The sequence below is a fragment of the Pseudomonas sp. S04 genome (genome assembly GCF_009834545.1).
Taxonomy (GTDB): Bacteria; Pseudomonadota; Gammaproteobacteria; order Pseudomonadales; family Pseudomonadaceae; genus Aquipseudomonas.
In genome coordinates this window covers 1,314,319-1,331,250 of record NZ_CP019427.1, presented here as the reverse complement: position 1 = coordinate 1,331,250, position 16,932 = coordinate 1,314,319, and the positions used below count along the sequence as shown (strand labels likewise).

Annotated in this window: 17 protein-coding genes; 10 read left to right on the top strand and 7 right to left on the bottom strand. The window is 61.2% G+C overall.

What is annotated here, in order from left to right; all coding sequences use genetic code 11:
* Positions 1-17 precede the first annotated feature (17 nt).
* Both PspS04_RS05760 and dinG read right to left on the bottom strand, forming a co-directional pair.
* Positions 18-2,402, bottom strand: coding sequence for a beta-galactosidase (locus PspS04_RS05760; RefSeq protein WP_159994099.1), 2,385 nt, complete (start codon positions 2,400-2,402; stop codon positions 18-20).
* Positions 2,403-2,484: 82 nt separating this feature from the next.
* Positions 2,485-4,629: an ATP-dependent DNA helicase DinG gene (gene dinG, locus PspS04_RS05755; RefSeq protein WP_095166957.1), complete on the bottom strand. Its 2,145-nt coding sequence runs from the start codon at positions 4,627-4,629 to the stop codon at positions 2,485-2,487.
* A gap of 99 nt (positions 4,630-4,728) precedes the next feature.
* Between dinG and PspS04_RS05750 the strand changes: the two genes are divergently transcribed.
* Complete coding sequence (locus PspS04_RS05750; protein ID WP_159994097.1) at positions 4,729-5,193, top strand: CopD family protein; 465 nt, start codon at positions 4,729-4,731, stop codon at positions 5,191-5,193.
* A gap of 252 nt (positions 5,194-5,445) precedes the next feature.
* Here the strand turns inward: PspS04_RS05750 and PspS04_RS05745 are convergent, their stop codons facing one another.
* From PspS04_RS05745 to PspS04_RS05730, 4 genes are all read right to left on the bottom strand, one after another.
* Positions 5,446-6,204 carry a collagen-like protein gene (locus tag PspS04_RS05745; protein WP_159994095.1) on the bottom strand — a complete coding sequence of 253 codons (759 nt, stop codon included), beginning with the start codon at positions 6,202-6,204 and terminating at the stop codon, positions 5,446-5,448.
* Positions 6,197-6,475, bottom strand: coding sequence for a DUF1145 domain-containing protein (locus PspS04_RS05740; protein WP_095166951.1), 279 nt, complete (start codon positions 6,473-6,475; stop codon positions 6,197-6,199). Before PspS04_RS05740 ends, PspS04_RS05745 begins: the two co-directional genes overlap by 8 nt.
* A gap of 140 nt (positions 6,476-6,615) precedes the next feature.
* Positions 6,616-7,332 carry an OmpA family protein gene (locus tag PspS04_RS05735; RefSeq protein ID WP_095166949.1) on the bottom strand — a complete coding sequence of 239 codons (717 nt, stop codon included), beginning with the start codon at positions 7,330-7,332 and terminating at the stop codon, positions 6,616-6,618.
* 90 nt (positions 7,333-7,422) lie between these two features.
* Positions 7,423-8,112 (bottom strand): OmpA family protein, encoded by a 690-nt coding sequence (locus PspS04_RS05730; RefSeq protein WP_095166947.1) that lies wholly within the window; start codon positions 8,110-8,112, stop codon positions 7,423-7,425.
* 190 nt (positions 8,113-8,302) lie between these two features.
* Between PspS04_RS05730 and PspS04_RS05725 the strand changes: the two genes are divergently transcribed.
* Genes PspS04_RS05725 through PspS04_RS05710 form a run of 4 tightly spaced genes read left to right on the top strand, consistent with a single transcriptional unit; the run spans position 8,303 to position 10,017 of the window.
* Entirely contained in the window at positions 8,303-8,800 is a 498-nt protein-coding gene (locus PspS04_RS05725; protein WP_095166945.1) for a DUF6231 family protein, read from the top strand.
* Between the two features lie 4 nt (positions 8,801-8,804).
* Positions 8,805-9,278 (top strand): YchJ family protein, encoded by a 474-nt coding sequence (locus tag PspS04_RS05720; protein WP_159994093.1) that lies wholly within the window; start codon positions 8,805-8,807, stop codon positions 9,276-9,278.
* Positions 9,279-9,316: 38 nt separating this feature from the next.
* On the top strand, positions 9,317-9,802 hold the full coding sequence (locus PspS04_RS05715) for an LEA type 2 family protein (protein WP_159994091.1): 486 nt from the start codon (positions 9,317-9,319) through the stop codon (positions 9,800-9,802).
* Between the two features lie 5 nt (positions 9,803-9,807).
* Positions 9,808-10,017 carry an SEC-C metal-binding domain-containing protein gene (locus tag PspS04_RS05710; protein WP_064676164.1) on the top strand — a complete coding sequence of 70 codons (210 nt, stop codon included), beginning with the start codon at positions 9,808-9,810 and terminating at the stop codon, positions 10,015-10,017.
* 49 nt (positions 10,018-10,066) lie between these two features.
* On the opposite strand, the gene PspS04_RS05705 is transcribed toward PspS04_RS05710, so the two are convergent.
* On the bottom strand, positions 10,067-10,633 hold the full coding sequence (locus tag PspS04_RS05705) for a cysteine hydrolase family protein (protein ID WP_095166939.1): 567 nt from the start codon (positions 10,631-10,633) through the stop codon (positions 10,067-10,069).
* A 185-nt stretch (positions 10,634-10,818) separates the two neighbouring features.
* Between PspS04_RS05705 and PspS04_RS05700 the strand changes: the two genes are divergently transcribed.
* From PspS04_RS05700 to PspS04_RS05680, 5 genes are all read left to right on the top strand, one after another.
* Positions 10,819-13,269, top strand: a complete 2,451-nt coding sequence (locus PspS04_RS05700; RefSeq protein WP_159994089.1) for a penicillin acylase family protein — start codon at positions 10,819-10,821, stop codon at positions 13,267-13,269.
* A gap of 240 nt (positions 13,270-13,509) precedes the next feature.
* Positions 13,510-14,292 (top strand): transporter substrate-binding domain-containing protein, encoded by a 783-nt coding sequence (locus PspS04_RS05695; protein ID WP_095166935.1) that lies wholly within the window; start codon positions 13,510-13,512, stop codon positions 14,290-14,292.
* Positions 14,293-14,350: 58 nt separating this feature from the next.
* Complete coding sequence (locus PspS04_RS05690; protein ID WP_159994087.1) at positions 14,351-15,079, top strand: ABC transporter permease; 729 nt, start codon at positions 14,351-14,353, stop codon at positions 15,077-15,079.
* Positions 15,076-15,786 (top strand): ABC transporter permease, encoded by a 711-nt coding sequence (locus PspS04_RS05685; RefSeq protein WP_159994085.1) that lies wholly within the window; start codon positions 15,076-15,078, stop codon positions 15,784-15,786. The genes PspS04_RS05690 and PspS04_RS05685 overlap by 4 nt, the downstream gene beginning before the upstream one ends.
* Before the next feature lie 27 nt (positions 15,787-15,813).
* Entirely contained in the window at positions 15,814-16,932 is a 1,119-nt protein-coding gene (locus PspS04_RS05680; protein WP_095166929.1) for a succinylglutamate desuccinylase/aspartoacylase family protein, read from the top strand.

Sequence of the window (16,932 nt, the reverse complement as noted above, 5' to 3'; positions counted from 1 at the left end):
AGGGGTTGTTTCAGCGATTAATGGCCATTACCCGAATGCCCACCGGTGTGGCCGCCCTGCCCCGCGCCCTGCGGCTCGTGAGCAGGCTTTTCGCCCTCGGGTTTGTCACCCGCATTGCCGGCTTTCTCGGCGGCCAGTCGGGCTTGTTCGCCCGCCTTGGCGAGCTGATCGACGGCCTGCAGATTGGCCTTGCGCACACTGTCGACAAAACCTTGAAACGGAATATCGGTGATCCCCACCAGACCAAAATGTCCGTTTTCGCCATCCAGCAAACGCCCGGTCACCGGTTGATCGAGGTACTGGAACCAGTGCACCCCGACAATCGACGGCTCGCTGAGCGCCTGTTTGACGAAGTTGGCATACGCCGGTCCCCGCTCCTCCTCCCTCGCCAGCTCCGTTACCCCACCCCAGAATGGGCCGCGATCCCGTGAACCGAAGTTGAACTCAGTGATCAGCACCGGCTTGTCCAGCGCCTGCAACTGGCTGAAGTCATAGCCGTCCTGGGGCTTGAGCGTGTACAGGTTGAAGCTCAGCACATCGCAATACTGTGCACAGGACGCCACCGCTTCGGGCGTACTGACGGCAAACCGGCCGCCGAGCAGCAGGTGGTTCGGCGCATGCCATTTCAACGAATCGGAAATGGTCTTGAAGTAGGTGTCGGCAAAGACCTTCTGGAAGTATTTGAAGTCAGCTTCGATTTCCGGATGCTCGGGATTGGGTACCGGCGGCACAAACCCCGGGTCTTCCATCAATTCCCAGGCTGGCAGGTCGATGCCCCAGGCCTTCGACAGGCCGGCCTGATTGCGGTACTTGTCGCGCAACTGCTTGAGGAAGGCGCGTTTGGCCGGCACGTCGGTGGTCATTTTCAACGTGCCATACGCCAGGGCATAACGCGCCTTGGGATCGTCACCGGGACCGGCCCAGGCCAGCTCGTTGTCCGCAAAGTAGCCGATCAACCAGGGATCATCCCGATGATCGCGTGCGGCAATGGCCACTGCACGTTCGGTGGCCATGGCAAAACGCGGGTCGAACGGGTCGGGCATGCCGCCCCACCAGTCGTTCCCGGTACTGATGCTGGTGTAATCGCCGACGATCGACAACGGCAAGGTGTAGGGCATTCGTGCGCTGTGGCCCAGAGCCGGCTCGCTCCAGTTGCCCAGGGTGTTGAAGCCCCACGCCTGCAGGCGATCCAGGGTGTGCCCGGCCCAGCGTTTTTCATCGAAGGCATAAGGTGCGCACGGCGCGACGGGCGCTTCGGCGCCGGTCTCGGCAACCTTCGCCGGGGTGCCGGCGACACAAGGCTGACCGTAGGTGCGTTGCAGGTTGGCGCCATAAAAGTCATACCAGCGACCACCATTGAAGGCACGCCCGCGATCGACGCCATTGCCGCCGCGGTTATCGCCCTCACCGTAATGCACGGCCAGCGGCTGGTCGTTGCCCGGCAATACTTCGAACATGCCCTCGCGACCGGCGACGTAAGTCTGGCTGGCGTCTGCAGTGACCGTGTTGACCCCCAGGGAGTAGAACGGGTGACCTTGTGGTGTCACCAGGTACCAGCGCCCGCCGCGTTTCTCGGTGCGAAAAAAGCCGCTGGCCTTGAAGGCCGGGCCCTTGTTCAAGCCACCGAAGGTGTCCAGGGCCGAGCGCTCGCGCTGGGCCAGCCAGCCACTCAATTGCTGCTGTTCCTTGGCGGCGGCCGCCTTGAGCTGCTCGTCGGTGGCGATCTTTTCCGGCCATTTCGCCCGGCTCGACTGTCCATAGGCATCCACCAGGGAACCGTAGACCGCCTGGGTGACCGCCGCGCCGTCCTGCACGCCAAAGCGCTCGATCAGGATGCTCTGGGCCACTTTCGGCTGATCCATCGACAGAGTGACCGACACTACCTGGGCCGGGTCCAGCTCACCCTCGCTGCTGGCCAGCAGGATCCGCTGACCATCGACGGTCATTGGCATCGGCGGGCCGGCCTTCATGCCTTGGCTCAGGGGCGAGCTGGGCTTGAGCGGCACCAACAGGGTTTGCGCCGGTCCGGCAGGCAGGTCGACGCGGCTGACCAGGGTTTTACCGTCGTTGCTCTGGATCTTGACGTAAAGCGTCACAGCCCAGTTCATCGCGCTCTGCAGGCGCAGGCTCATGACCCCCGATTGCGACCAGTCCCAGGCCCCGGTTTGCGGGGTCAGGCGCAGGCTTGGTTGCGCCGTCGGGTTGAACGTCACACGCCGCAGCACTTCGCCCTCGGCCGTTTGCTCCGCGTTGGATTGCGGCAGACTGGCATCCTGTGTCGTCACCTGGACCACATCGGCAGGCCGGACAAAGTTGAACAGCGTCTGCTGCCCGGCGGGTGCCGCCAGCAGAGGCGCAGCGAACATCAAGGCAAAAACAGCGGGTAACGAGCGGCGAATCATATGAACCAGGTTCTCCCTAGGGCCAGTGTGAAATCGGTGATAGGAGATAGACAACGAAGTGGGCGTTTCCGCCCACCCTGTCTCAAGATATTTCGCGACGGAACGGTGGCAAGGCGTTGAGGATCGCCTTTCCGTAACGCTGCGTGACCAGGCGCCGGTCAAGCAAGGTGATGGTGCCGCGGTCTTCTTCGGTGCGCAGCAGGCGACCGCAAGCCTGGACCAGCTTGAGCGAGGCGTCCGGCACAGAGATTTCCATGAACGGGTTGCCGCCCCGCGCTTCGATCCATTCGGCCAGTGCGGCTTCCACCGGGTCATCGGGAACCGAGAACGGGATCTTGGCGATCACCACGTGCTCGCAATAGGCCCCCGGCAAGTCGACACCTTCGGCAAAACTGGCCAGGCCGAACAGCACGCTGGAGTCGCCACCATCGACCCGCGCCTTGTGCTTGTTCAGGGTTTCCTGCTTCGACAGGTTGCCTTGAATGAACACTTGCTTGCGCCAGTCGCGGTCGAGGCCGTCGAACACGTCCTGCATCTGTTTGCGCGAGGAAAACAGCACCAGGGTGCCACGCGAGCCTTCCACCAGTTCCGGCAGGTCGCGGATGATCGCCGCAGTGTGCGCCGGGGCGTCACGCGGGTCGGCACGCAGGTCGGGAACCCGCAGCACACCGGCATCGGCATGGTGAAACGGGCTCGGCACGACCGCCGTCACGGCTTTTTTCGGCAGGCCGGCACGCATGCGGAAGCGATCGAAGGTGCCGAGGGCGGTCAGGGTGGCCGAGGTCACCAAGGCACCGTAGGCGATATTCCAGAGGTTGCGCCGGAGCATTTCCGCAGCCAGGATCGGGCTGGCATTGACCTCGATATCGAACAGCGAACCGCTTTCGGCCAAGGTCAGCCAGCGCGCCATGGGCGGGTTGTCTTCCGGGTCTTCGGCGGTAAAGGCGGTCCACAATTCCCAGTTGCCCTGGGAGCGAGACAGCAGGCTGCCAAACAGCGGGTACCATTCTTCCGCCTGGTTGCTGGCGATACCAATGTTGACCTCGCCGTCCATACCTTCCTTGAGCAGCTCCGTGAGCCGGGTGAAGACATCGGTCAGGCGGGCAAAGCCCTTCTTCAGTTCGATGCCCATCTCGCGCATGTGCTCGGGAATCACCCCACCGACAAACCGATGACGCGGGCGCTCACGGCCTTCGACGTCTTCGCCGGGCTTGAAGTCGGCTACTTGCTCGCAGGCACTGAACATGAACTGCTGCTGGGTCTTGATCTCACGCGCCAGCTCCGGCACTTGCTCGATCAGCTTGCCCAAGTCGCCGGGCAACGGGTGCTGGGCGAGCAACTTGGTGAGATTCTTGGCGGTGGTTTCCAGCCAGTCGGCGGTGGAGCGCAGGCGCGTGTAATGGGCGAAGTGGCCGATGGCCTTGTCCGGCAGGTGGTGGCCTTCGTCAAACACATAGATGGTGTCACGCGGGTCCGGCAGCACGGCACCGCCACCCAGGGCCAGGTCGGCGAGGACCATGTCGTGGTTAGTGACAATCACATCGACCTTGCCCATGCCTTCGCGCGCCTTGTAAAAGGCGCACTGACCAAAATTGGGGCAATGGCGGTTGGTGCACTGGCTGTGGTCGGTGGTCAGGCGCGCCCAGTCGGCATCTTCCAGGGCGGTGGACCAACTGTCGCGGTCGCCGTCCCACTTATTGCCGGCGAGTTTCTCGATCATGCTGGTGAACAGCTTCTGACTGGCCTCATCGACCTCGATCTTGAAGCCTTCTTCCTCGAACAGCTGGGCCGTGGCGGTTTGCGCGTGGCCTTCTTGCAGCAGCATGTCGAGCTTGGACAGGCACATGTAGCGACCCCGGCCCTTGGCCAGGGCAAAGCTGAAATTCAGCCCGCTGTTGCGCATCAGGTCCGGCAGGTCCTTGTAGACGATCTGCTCTTGCAGGGCGACGGTGGCGGTGGCAATCACCAGGCGCTTGCCGGCGGCCTTGGCAGTGGGAATCGCCGCCAGGCTGTAGGCCACGGTCTTGCCGGTACCGGTACCGGCTTCCACCGCGACAATCGCGGGGTCGCCACTGCGCCGGCCTTCGTCGTCGGTGTCGATGTCACCCAGGACTTTGGCAATTTCGGCGATCATCAGGCGCTGGCCGTAGCGCGGCTTAAGGCTCTTGGCTTCGAGAAAACGCGAATAAGCGCCCTGGATCGTGGTTTTGAGTTCAGTGCTGATCATGGATTGTCGGGCGCAAAAAACGCTGGATAAATTTTCAGTGGTTCGGATCGGCCGCTATCATACCCCGCTAATTAATCCCGCGCAGAACGGAGTACCCCAATGACACTTTTCGCCTTCATTTATAGCCTGCACACACTGGCAGCCCTGGTGTGGGTCGGCGGCATGTTTTTCGCCTGGATGGTCCTGCGCCCCGCCGCCGGAAAGGCCCTCGAGGGCCCGGCCCGCCTTAAATTGTGGCTGGAAGTGTTCCCGCGCTTTTTTCTCTGGGTCTGGATTGCCGTGCTGATCCTGCCGATCAGCGGCGTCGGCCTGATCCACCTGCGCTTCAACGGCTTCGAAACCGCACCACGCTACGTGCAGATCATGATGGGCCTGTATCTGGTGATGACTGCATTGTTCATTCGTATTCAAGCACTGCAACTGCCCGAGCTACGCAAGGCCGTCCTGGCCGAAGACTGGCCGACCGGCGCCGCCACCTTGGGTGGGATACGGCGCCTGGTGGGAATCAATTTGATTGTAGGATTGGTGCTGGTCGCAATTGCGGCGGCGCGCCCGACATTTTAAAGACTCAGAGCCCGACGCCCCCAGCGACCACCGCGCAACCGGCCGAGCGTTAGCTCGTCCGAAGCTTTTTATCTTGAGGTCGCCGGGGCGGGGACTGCGTCCTCGAACGCAGCCTCGCGGGCTCGGCAGCTGCTACAGGGGATTGCCGAGATTGATGATGTGGCGCAGGTCGTCATCGCGGGCAAGCCCGCTCCTACAGTAATTTGCGGTACTTGCAGATCCCGCATCCCCCGACAAAACCCCAATCACTCTCTACAGCCGCTGCAAACTGACAGCCCCAGCCGCTCCCTCTACCCCTGGCTGCCCGGCCACCCCAGGCCGCCCGCTCTTACCACCATCGGCACGATAAACCAGACACCCCTTGGCCTTGCCCCCCGCACCAGGTTTACCTCCAGCCCCCGGCACTCCTCCGGCGCCACCCTCAACCTGCACCTTGATCTGCTGCTCTGGATAATCACGTGGCAACTCCAGACGCACCAAAGCCCCTGGCGCACCAGCACGACCATCCCCCCCGTTATCCCCATCGGCACCACGGCCAGCCTCGCCCCAGGTGCAACCGGGTTCCTGACCGTTGGCCCCATCGAGCCCCACATAACCCGGGGCGCCAGCGCCACCGCGCGCATCCACCGACAACTCGGGCGCGTTCAACGACGCAATCCGCAAATTCAGGTTACGCCCGCCGCGAGCGGCCTTGAGGTAAGTACCCGGAGCGCCACGGGAAGTAATCTGGCTACCACTGGCAAGCTGGGCATGCCCGACCTTCAACTGCATGACCTGCTCACTGGGAACAATCGCAATCCGCGCCTCGCGCCCCAGGCGTAACTGACCCACGTCCAACTCAGTGACGTTCGAGGGGATCAGCAAGGTGCCATAGTCCGCAACGTCCAGACGCTCCAGCTGCAAGGTGCTGGTGGTATTGGGCAGACGCATCAGCGAATGACTTTCAACACTGACCACCTGCGCCGTGGCCAGTGGGCTTACCAGTGCGGCAAGCAAACAGAGTTTACGCATGGCGATGCTCCCCAGACGTAGGGGCAGACAGGGTCCGCAGGTGAAAAATGCCAAACAGGAGGATTTGCAGGCGATCACGCCACGGGTGAGGGCGGCCCTTGAGGTTGCGGTGCACCAGCAGCACTTCCAACAGGTGGGTCAGCAGCAACAGGCTGGCCGCCAGATTGACCAGCAGATCAATCGGGTTGATTAGCGGTTCTACAAGATTGACCAGCACCACCAGCCAGAACATCAGGGTCAAACACTTGCCCAGCCCCCAAAACACTTTCATACGCTCCCCCGTGCTTCATTATTCTTTGCGCGCACAGTAACGACTTCCACGAGGGATGCGCCAGAGGTCCGTGAAAATTCTTGCGCGCCGGGCTGTTTAGCTGCCGGATCGACGAGAATCGACCATCCGGCAGCCGTCGATCAGCGACCGATCACCAGTTCAACCCGACGATTTTTCGCCCGCCCTTCTTCGCTGGCGTTGTCGGCCACAGGCTGGCTTTCGCCCATGCCCTGGCTGGTGAGTTTGTCCGGCGTCAGCCCCTGCTCCAGCAGGAAGGCGGCGACACTGCTGGCGCGCCGTTCGGAGAGCGCCTGGTTGTAGGCGTCTGTTCCCTGGCTATCGGTATGCCCGACCACCTTGATACTCAGTACGTCGGCGTTTTTCAGTTTATCCATCAACCCCACCAATTGTTCCTGGGCCGCTGGAGTCAATTGCGCGGAATCGAAGGCGAACAACACCTCTCCCTGGTCACTCAGGGTGATCACTTCACTTTGCGGTTCGACCGGCTTGACGGTGGCCGGGTACTGGGGAATCGGACACCCCCTGTTGTCGACCGGGGTATTGGCCGGGGTATCCGGGCAATGATCGCGACGATCGAAGACCCCGTCTTCGTCCTCATCGCCATCCTGCGCGTAACAGATCAAGCCTCCCGTCAACAAACCGAGTGCCGCGCCACCTGCCGCCCAACCACCACTTTCAATCGCGCCCAGGCCACCGCCCACCAGGCCGCCGATAAGGCTGCAGATCGGCCAGGTACGTTGATTGAGGGGGGCAGTGCCGTCGCTGTGGGTGGCGCAACCTGTCAACAGGCTGCCGAACAGTAGTACCGGTATCACGGTCCGCGCACGAAGACTCATGGTGATTGCTCCTGTGTTACCGGCCCATACCGGTCATTCAGGAGTAAAGACCCGCATCCGCGACTGCACAAGCCGCGGATGCGAGAGGGACTAGCGGTTGATTTTGATTTCGGTACGACGGTTCATGGCACGCCCGTCAGCGGTTTTGTTGTCGGCCACTGGTTGGCTTTCACCGGCACCTTGTACCGACACGAAGCTGGCGCGTGGCACGCCTTCTTCAATCAGGTACTCGACCACCGAATGCGCACGTTTATCCGAGAGCTTCTCGTTATAGGCATCGCTGCCCACGCTGTCGGTATGCCCGGTGACGGTCAGTTGCGCTGTAGCGGCTTCCTGTTTCAGTCGGGAGGCAATGGTTTCCAGCTTGGTTTTGTCGGCTTCGGTCAACTTCGCTGAGTCGAACTGGAAGTGCACATCACGAATGACGATGGTTTCCTCTTTGACCACCACCACTTCTTCAACCACCGGCTCAGGTGGTGGGCAGCCATTGGCATCGACCTGCACGCCTTTTGGTGTGCCCGGGCACTTGTCACGACTGTCCAGCACGCCGTCGCCATCTTCATCACCGTCGCCATGCACCCAGCAATAAGCGGCTGCCAATCCACCTACGAACAGCGCGCCACCGCCGGCCCATGCCGAACTTTTCGTCGCGCCGAGACCCGCACCGACCACGCCGCCCACCGCCGCACAGGTCGGCCAGTCGGTTTTCTGCAAACCTGCGCAACCAGTCAACACACTGGTTAGCAGAACCAAGGGTAATGCTGTCCGAACTATGCTCATCGAGTTTTCTCCTGAGGGATCGGCGTACGACCGATTCAAGCAGTAAAGACCCGAGTTTTAATATCCGCCAGCAATAGGCCATCCTGGCTTCATCGCGTATTTACGGGCGATCGCAACATCCAGTGCAAACCCGCTCTAGGCCCGAGCGTTCGGGCAGGCTAGTCTTGGCAGTTCTGATTGAGGATCCTTGATGACCGCCGCTATTTCTTTGCGTACTCCCCAGCAGGCGCTCGCCGCCTTGCTCGATCGTTATGCGCCCAAGCGGCTGCTGCTGATCGGTGCCAGTGACTTTCCGGCACTGCAGGCGTTCAAGCTGGCGCACCCCGACACCATCGTTGCCCAGGTCGCACCTGGCCCACTGCCGCCGGACCTGGCTGCGCAGCGCTTCGACCTGGCCCTGGCCCTCGACTGCCTGGAGCATTTGCCCAAGCGCGACGGCCTGAACCTGCTCGGCGGGATCCGCAACCTCAACGCCAGTCGCATCGTGGTCCTCGCCGACCTGGGTGCCTGCGGCTGGCAGGACACCGACTTCTTCTCCCTGGCCCTGCAAGCCAGCGAACGCTTCCAGCGCGACGAACAAGTATTGACCCTGTTCACCTATGATCTGCTTGACTACAAACAAGTACCTGACTGGCTCAACTCACGGTTCTGGGCCAATCCAGAGAATTTCGGAAAATACTGGTGGTAACACAATGAGTACATCCACCTGCCCTTGCGGCAGCGGCACGCCACTCGATGCCTGTTGCGGGCATTACCATGCCGGGCACCCCGCACCATGCGCCGAAGCCTTGATGCGCTCGCGCTACAGCGCCTATGTGCTAGGCCTGATCGACTACCTGGTGGCAACCACCCTGCCCGCCCAGCAATCAGGCCTGGACCGCCAGTCGATCAGCGCCTGGAGCGCCCAGAGCACCTGGCTAGGCCTGGAAGTGGAAAGCTCGGAGGTGTTCGGCGGCCAACCTGAACACGCCTTCGTCACCTTTACTGCGCGCTGGCATGACAGCGACGGCGAACACAGTCACCGTGAACGTTCTTCTTTCGTACAGAACGCCGGGCACTGGTACTTCATTGACCCGACCGTACCGCTCAAGGCCGGACGCAATGACGCCTGCCCGTGTGCCAGCGGGCAGAAGTTCAAGAAGTGCTGTGCCGGGTACTTCGCCTAGGGGACTGAACCTGTACAGCGGGTAAAGGGAGCCAGACCATGCTCAACCAGCGCCGCGCCCTGCACTGCATCAGCCTGCTTTTGCTGCTGAGTCTCAGTGGTTGCGTGTCCTGGTTCAGCGACGATGAGCTTGAGCCTCAGGTCCACCTGCTCAAGGTCGAGGTGGTCCGGGCCCGGCTGCTTGACCAGAAGTTCATGCTGTACTTTCGCGTCGACAATCCCAATGACTCCAACCTGACGGTCCGCGGCCTGGAATACCGCATTCACTTGAGCCAGTTCCTGCTGACCGAGGGCGAGAGTGATCAGTGGTTCAGCGTCGACCCCAAGAGCAGTGGGTATTTCCAAGTGCCGATCCGCACGAACCTGTGGCAGCACCTGCGGGAAGTGGTCAAGTTGCTGAAAAAACCCGAGCAGCCCATCCCGTACCGCCTGGAGGGAACCCTGCAAACCGGATTATTGTTCGGCAAAGACGTGCACCTTTCGCGTTATGGCGAGATAATTCCCGGCGATTTTATTCCGGAGTAACCCTGATGACCCAGCAACCCCACGTCCATGGCCCTGACTGCAACCACGATCATGACCATCACGAACACCATGATCACGACCATGGCCATGTGCACGGCCCAAACTGCGGCCACGCTCACCAGGAACCGGTGCGTAACGCCTTGAAAGATGTTGGCCGCAACGACCCTTGCCCATGCGGCAACGGCAAGAAATTCAAGAAGTGCCACGGCGCCTGATGCGCTAGCCCCAAGGCGTGTGGGAGCAAGCCGGACGGCGCTCCCACAATTACCCGATGCGGCTCGCCATCAGGATGTCGCGGGCAGTCACCACCGTTGCGTACTCGCCCTGCAAATTACCCAGCGACATGGCATGCACCTGCTGCGCGCAATGCCACTGGCCAAAATAGTCCTGCTTGTCGAAGGTGTAGCAGGCGTCCTCCACCACCCAGGTTTCATACCCCAGGTTGCCGGCAGTTCGTGCAGTGGCCTCCACCGAGTTATTCGTCGCCACGCCAACGATAATCAACTGGCTGACTCCCCCTCGCTGTAAATCCTCTGCCAGCCCGGTTGCGCAGAACGCATCTGGCACCTGCTTCTGGATCACCGGTTCACCCGCCAAGGGCATGAACCGCTGCTGAAATTCCACGCCCGACTGTTGCGGCCAGAACACCGATTCCGGCGAGCGGGACAGGTGCTGCACGTGGATCACTGGCCACGACCTGGCGCGCCACTGCTCGAGCAACTCGGCAATGCGTTCCTCGGCCTGAGGGTTGTTGCGCGGTCCGAGCCGGGGCTGATGGATTCCTTTTTGCTGATCGATCAGGATCAAGGTGGCATTTATCTGCAGTTGCATGGCGCTATTTCCCTCTGCCAATTACCCAATACCCCCCTTCAATACCGTCATTTACGGCAGCCAAACAGGCCTATGGTCGAAAAATCCGTGATTTATCCGACAAACCCTCAAATAAGCTCGGCCCCTGCTTGCGCGGCCCTCGGTCGCTCACTAACGTAGCGCCTTTCTTGGTACGGAGCTTTGCCATGGCCTCGCCAGCCTTTACATCTTTTCTTCCCCGGTTCGGCGTTGCCGCAGCAGTCACCAGTGTGCTCAGTCTTGGCGGATGCCAGACCTGGAATGCCCAGGACACGCTACCGCCGACCTCCGGTGTGCAGCCGCTCAAAGGGCTGGCGCAAAACGTCTCCGTGCGACGCAATGCCATGGGTATGCCGCTGATCGAAAGCAGCACCTTCCACGATGCCTTGTTCACCCTCGGTTATGTGCACGCCACTGATCGCATTTACCAGATGGTCAGCATGCGGTTGCTGGCCCAGGGCCGCCTGGCGCAAATGTCGGGCCCACAGATGCTCGACGCCGACCGTTACATGCGCGCCGTGAACCTGAAGAAAAGCGCCGACGAACTCTATAAAGCCTCCTCGCCTCGCCTCAAGCGCTTCTTTGAAGTCTATGCGCGCGGGGTCAACGCTTACCTGTTCCGCTATCGCGACAAGCTGCCAGCAGACCTGGCTGCCACCGGTTACCAACCGGAATACTGGAAACCGGAAGACTCGGCGCTGATTTTCTGCCTGCTGAACTTCAGTCAGTCAGCCAACCTGCCGCAGGAAATTTCCGCGCTGGTCATGGCGCAAACCGTCACCCAGGACAAGCTGGCATGGCTGTCGCCGTCCTATCCGGACGAAAAACTGCCGTTGGCGGAAACCGACAAACTCCAGGGCATCAAGCTCAACGGTACGATCCCAGGCCTTGCCGAGGTGGCTAACGCTGGCGAGCAACTGGGCACGTTGAACATGCTCGGCGGCACGGCATCGAACAACTGGGCGATCGCCCCACAACGCAGCCGCAGCGGTAAAAGCCTGCTGGCCAGCGACAGCCAATTGCCGCTCGGCGTGCCGTCGCTGTGGAGCTTCGTGCAGATTCGCGCCCCGAAATACCAGGCTGCCGGCGTTTCCATCGCCGGCTTGCCAATGGTCCTGGCCGGTTTCAACGGCCAAGTGGCTTGGAGCATGACGGCGGTGCTGGGCGACAACCAGGACCTGTTCCTGGAAAAACTCAAGCACCAGGGCAACGGCCTGAGCTACGAAGTTGCGGGTAAATGGCAACCAGTGATGGTGCGCAACGAAACCTACTTCATCAAAGGCCAGCGACCGATTCGCGAAGCCGTGTACGAAACCCGCCACGGCGCCTTGCTCAACAGCGCCCAAGGCACTGCGCTGGGTAATGGCTTCGGCCTGGCCTTGCAGCAACCCAATTTGACCGACGACAAGAGCCTGGACGCGTTCTTCGACCTGACCCGCGCGCAGAATGTGGAAAAAGCCTCGGACGCCAGCCGCGAAATCCGCGCGATTGCCCTGAACATGGTGTTTGCCGACGCTCGCAACATCGGCTGGCAGGTTACCGGCCGCTTCCCCAACCGTCGCGAAGGCGAAGGCTTGCTGCCATCCCCCGGCTGGGAAGGCCGCTACGACTGGGACGGCTACGCCGACCCGATGCTCCATCCGTATGATCAGGACCCGGTGCAAGGCTGGCTCGGCACCGCCAACCAGCGGGTGATTCCTCACGGTTACGGCATGCAGCTGTCCAATTCATGGGCCGCACCCGAGCGCGGCGAGCGCATCGCCGAACTGGCAGGGAGCGGTAAGCACGACAATCGCAGCATGATCGCCATGCAATACGACCAGACCAGCCTGTTTGCCAGCAAACTGAAAAAAATGTTCGAGTCGCCCGGCATGTCGGCACCGCTCAAAACAGCCATCGCCGCCCTGCCCGCCGCCGAGGCTGGCAAGGCACGCGAGGCCTACAGCCGCCTGATGGCCTTTGACGGCAAGCTCAGTGCGACCTCGACTGACGCGGCGATCTACGAGTTGTTCCTGCAGGCCAGCATGCAGCAGATCTTCCTCGACGAATTGGGGCCGCAGAACAGCCCGGCCTGGAAAGCTTTTGTTGCCAGCGGCAAGTTGTCCTACTCGGCGCAGGCTGACCATTTGCTCGGCCGCGAAGACAGCCCGTTCTGGGATGACGCCCGCACCCCGCAAAAGGAAGACAAGCCGGCGATCCTTGCCCGTAGCCTGGCCGCCGCCATTTCTGCTGGCGAAAGCCAGATGGGCGGTGACCGCAAAGCCTGGCAATGGGGAAAACTGCACCACTACGAATGGAAGGACGTGCGCGGCCAGACTGTGCGCGCGCCTATGTCCGCCGGTGGCGATCACACCACCCTGAACATGTCCGCCTACACCTGGGGCCAGGACTTCAACGTCACCCTGGCTCCGGCGATGCGCTTTATCGTCGACTTCGCTCAGGCAGAACCGTTGCAGGCGCAGAACGGCAGTGGTCAGTCCGGTAATCCGGCCAGTCCCAGCTACCTGAACGGTATCGAACCGTGGCTCAAGGGCCAATACCAGAGCCTGCCGATGCAGCCGCAGAACTTCGACAAGGTCTATGGCAAGACGCGCCTGACCCTGGTGCCCGGAAAGTAAACTCGCGGGGACCGGTGCCTGGGGCACACCGGCTCAGTCAGCCCAGGCTCCATGCTGGTGCAGTCAATCCTTCGCGCCCATTTTTGGGCGCGAATCTGCCCAGGACTTTTGTTGAATCATCTTTTAAAACGCTTGTTCGGGACTCTGGTTCGGAAATTGCTACTTTCATAAGGTCTTACGCTTTCCAGTAACAATAATTCTGCGCCACAAGCGCTCATATTGGTTCTTAGGGATTGAATAATGAAAAAAGCATTGCTGACCCTTTCTGCACTGGCGTTGTGCATGGCCGCGGGTTCCGCGCTGGCCAAAGAATACAAAGAGTTGCGATTTGGTGTTGACCCCTCCTACGCGCCGTTCGAATCCAAAGCAGCGGACGGCAGCCTGGTGGGCTTCGATATCGATCTGGGCAATGCGATCTGCGCCGAGCTGAAGGTCAAATGCAAATGGGTCGAAAGCGATTTCGACGGCATGATCCCTGGCCTCAAGGCCAATAAATTCGACGGTGTAATCTCTTCGATGACCGTTACCGAGGCCCGCGAGAAGGTTATCGACTTCTCCAGCGAGCTGTTCTCCGGCCCCACTTCATTCGTGTTCAAAAAAGGTTCTGGGCTGACCGCCGATACCGCATCGCTCAAGGACAAGGCTGTCGGCTACGAGCAAGGCACCATCCAGGAAGCGTATGCCAAGGCCGTGCTGGACAAGGCCGGGGTCAAGACCAAGGCTTACGCCAACCAGGACCAGGTCTACGCCGACCTGATTTCCGGGCGTCTCGACGCGTCGATCCAGGACATGCTGCAAGCCGAACTGGGCTTCTTGAAGTCGCCACAAGGCGCCGACTATGAAGTCAGCAAACCCGTTGACAGCCCACTGTTGCCAGCCAAGACCGCTGTCGGTATCTCGAAAGGTAACAAAGAGCTGAAGGCCCTTCTCGATAAAGGTATCAAAGCGTTACACGATGATGGCACCTACGCCACCATTCAAAAGAAACACTTTGGTGATCTGAATCTGTACAGCGGCAAATAATGCCCGGCGCCCATCCTCGTGATGGGCGCCTTTTTTTCGCTATCAGGTTGCTGACTTCATGTTTGAACAACTCCTACAAAACCTGGGGCTCTCAGCCTTCAGCTTGAAAGGCTTCGGCCCCCTGCTGATGCAAGGCACCTGGATGACCATCCAATTATCGGTACTGTCGCTGCTGGTGGCCGTGTTACTCGGCCTCCTGGGCGCCAGCGCCAAACTTTCAGCTTCCAGACTGCTGCGCATACCCGCGCAGTGCTACACCACGTTGATTCGTGGGGTGCCGGACCTGGTGCTGATGCTGCTGATTTTCTACAGCCTGCAAACCTGGCTGACGTCCCTGACCGACCTGTTGGAATGGGAATACATCGAGATCAACCCGTTCAGCGCCGGGGTCATCACCCTGGGCTTTATCTACGGTGCCTATTTCACCGAAACCTTCCGTGGCGCGATCCTCGCCGTGCCCCGCGGCCAGGTTGAAGCCGCCACCGCTTACGGCCTCAAGCGCGGCCAGCGTTTTCACTACGTGGTCTTCCCGCAGATGATGCGCTTCGCCTTGCCGGGTATCGGTAACAACTGGATGGTGATGCTCAAGGCGACTGCACTGGTGTCGATCATCGGCCTGGCCGACCTGGTCAAGGCCGCCCAGGATGCCGGTAAAAGTACCTACCAGCTGTTTTACTTCCTGGTGCTGGCAGCGCTGATCTACCTGCTGATCACCAGCGCGTCGAACGTTGTCCTGCGCTGGCTGGAACGGCGTTATGCCGCCGGTGCCCGGGAGGCCATACGATGATCGAACTTCTGCAAGAGTACTGGCGCCCGTTCCTGTACAGCGACGGCTACCACATCACCGGCCTGGCGATGACGATGTGGCTGCTCAGCGCCTCGATCTGCATCGGCTTCCTGGTGTCGATCCCGCTGTCGATTGCCCGGGTTTCACCGCATTTCTACATCCGCTGGCCGGTGCAGTTCTACACCTACCTGTTCCGTGGCACGCCGCTGTATATCCAGTTGCTGATCTGCTACACGGGGATCTACAGCCTCGCCGCGATCCGCGCGCAACCGGTGCTCGATGGGTTCTTTCGCGACGCGATGAACTGCACGATCCTGGCCTTCGCCCTGAACACCTGTGCCTACACCACGGAGATTTTCGCCGGGGCGATTCGCAGCATGAACCACGGCGAAGTCGAGGCTGCCAAGGCCTATGGCCTGACGGGCTGGAAGCTGTATGCCTACGTAATCATGCCTTCGGCCCTGCGCCGTTCGTTGCCCTACTACAGCAACGAAGTGATCCTGATGCTGCACTCCACCACCGTGGCCTTCACCGCGACCATCCCGGACATCCTGAAAGTCGCGCGGGACGCCAACTCGGCAACCTTCCTGACGTTCCAGTCGTTCGGCATCGCCGCGTTGATCTACCTGGCCGTAACCTTTGCCCTGGTCGGTCTGTTCCGGGTTGCCGAACGCCGCTGGCTGGCATTTCTCGGTCCAACTCACTAGCTCTCACGTTGCAGGACACTCACGCACATGCGCCACCAGATTCATGACTTGCTTGCCCCGCTGCCGGGCACCGCACGCCAGATCCACAGCTTCCACTTTGGCCCGACACAGGCCCAGGGCAAGGTCTACATCCAGTCCTCACTACATGCCGACGAACTGCCGGGCATGCTGGTGGCCTGGCACCTCAAGCAACGCCTGGCCCAACTCGAAGCCGAGGGCCGCCTGCTCAGCGAGATCGTGCTGGTACCGGTGGCCAACCCGATTGGCCTCGAACAGGTGTTGATGGACGTGCCCCTGGGTCGCTACGAGCTGGAAAGCGGGCAGAATTTCAACCGTTGGTTTGTCGACCTCGGCGAAACGATCGGTCATGAAATCGAAGGCCAGCTCAACCAGGATCCGCAGCACAACCTGGCACTGGTGCGCCGGACTTTGCGTCAGGCATTGCTGCGCCAAAGTGCCGCCACGCAACTGCAGTCCCAGCGCCTGGTGCTGCAGACCCTGGCCTGCGATGCCGACATGGTGCTGGACCTGCACTGTGACTTCGAAGCCGTCACCCACCTGTACACCACGCCCCAGGCCTGGCCCCAGGTCGAACCGCTGGCGCGCTACATCGGCGCCGAGGCCAGCCTGCTGGCCACTGACTCCGGCGGCCAGTCATTCGATGAGTGCTTCACCCTGGTGTGGTGGCAGTTGCAAGAGCGCTTCGGCGAACACTTCCCGATACCCTCTGGCAGCTTCTCGGTGACCCTGGAGTTGCGTGGCCAGGGCGACGTCAACCACCCACTGGCCAGCCTCGATTGCCAGGCCTTGATCGACTACCTGACGCACTTTGGTGCCATCGACGGCCGAATCCAACCCCTGCCGGACCTGCCCTACCCGGCCACGCCACTGGCGGCGGTGGAGCCGGTCGCGACTCCGGTCGGCGGCTTGCTGGTGTACTGCGTGCTACCGGGAGAGTACCTGCAGGCCGGGCAATTGATCGCCGAGATCATCGATCCGATCAGCGACCGGGTCACGCCGGTCCATTGCACCAACGAGGGCCTGCTGTATGCCCGCTCGACCCGCCGCATGGCCACCGCTGGCATGGTGATCGCCCACGTGGCGGGCCTTGAGGCCTATCGAACCGGCTACCTACTTTCGCCTTGA

What these genes read in the sequence shown, in the direction of transcription:
- PspS04_RS05760 (WP_159994099.1), bottom strand. Translation starts at nt 2,402, where the DNA reads ATGATTCGCCGCTCGTTACCCGCTGTTTTTGCCTTGATGTTCGCTGCG.
- dinG (WP_095166957.1), bottom strand. Translation starts at nt 4,629, where the DNA reads ATGATCAGCACTGAACTCAAAACCACGATCCAGGGCGCTTATTCGCGT.
- PspS04_RS05750 (WP_159994097.1), top strand. Translation starts at nt 4,729, where the DNA reads ATGACACTTTTCGCCTTCATTTATAGCCTGCACACACTGGCAGCCCTG.
- PspS04_RS05745 (WP_159994095.1), bottom strand. Translation starts at nt 6,204, where the DNA reads ATGCGTAAACTCTGTTTGCTTGCCGCACTGGTAAGCCCACTGGCCACG.
- PspS04_RS05740 (WP_095166951.1), bottom strand. Translation starts at nt 6,475, where the DNA reads ATGAAAGTGTTTTGGGGGCTGGGCAAGTGTTTGACCCTGATGTTCTGG.
- PspS04_RS05735 (WP_095166949.1), bottom strand. Translation starts at nt 7,332, where the DNA reads ATGAGTCTTCGTGCGCGGACCGTGATACCGGTACTACTGTTCGGCAGC.
- PspS04_RS05730 (WP_095166947.1), bottom strand. Translation starts at nt 8,112, where the DNA reads ATGAGCATAGTTCGGACAGCATTACCCTTGGTTCTGCTAACCAGTGTG.
- PspS04_RS05725 (WP_095166945.1), top strand. Translation starts at nt 8,303, where the DNA reads ATGACCGCCGCTATTTCTTTGCGTACTCCCCAGCAGGCGCTCGCCGCC.
- PspS04_RS05720 (WP_159994093.1), top strand. Translation starts at nt 8,805, where the DNA reads ATGAGTACATCCACCTGCCCTTGCGGCAGCGGCACGCCACTCGATGCC.
- PspS04_RS05715 (WP_159994091.1), top strand. Translation starts at nt 9,317, where the DNA reads ATGCTCAACCAGCGCCGCGCCCTGCACTGCATCAGCCTGCTTTTGCTG.
- PspS04_RS05710 (WP_064676164.1), top strand. Translation starts at nt 9,808, where the DNA reads ATGACCCAGCAACCCCACGTCCATGGCCCTGACTGCAACCACGATCAT.
- PspS04_RS05705 (WP_095166939.1), bottom strand. Translation starts at nt 10,633, where the DNA reads ATGCAACTGCAGATAAATGCCACCTTGATCCTGATCGATCAGCAAAAA.
- PspS04_RS05700 (WP_159994089.1), top strand. Translation starts at nt 10,819, where the DNA reads ATGGCCTCGCCAGCCTTTACATCTTTTCTTCCCCGGTTCGGCGTTGCC.
- PspS04_RS05695 (WP_095166935.1), top strand. Translation starts at nt 13,510, where the DNA reads ATGAAAAAAGCATTGCTGACCCTTTCTGCACTGGCGTTGTGCATGGCC.
- PspS04_RS05690 (WP_159994087.1), top strand. Translation starts at nt 14,351, where the DNA reads ATGTTTGAACAACTCCTACAAAACCTGGGGCTCTCAGCCTTCAGCTTG.
- PspS04_RS05685 (WP_159994085.1), top strand. Translation starts at nt 15,076, where the DNA reads ATGATCGAACTTCTGCAAGAGTACTGGCGCCCGTTCCTGTACAGCGAC.
- PspS04_RS05680 (WP_095166929.1), top strand. Translation starts at nt 15,814, where the DNA reads ATGCGCCACCAGATTCATGACTTGCTTGCCCCGCTGCCGGGCACCGCA.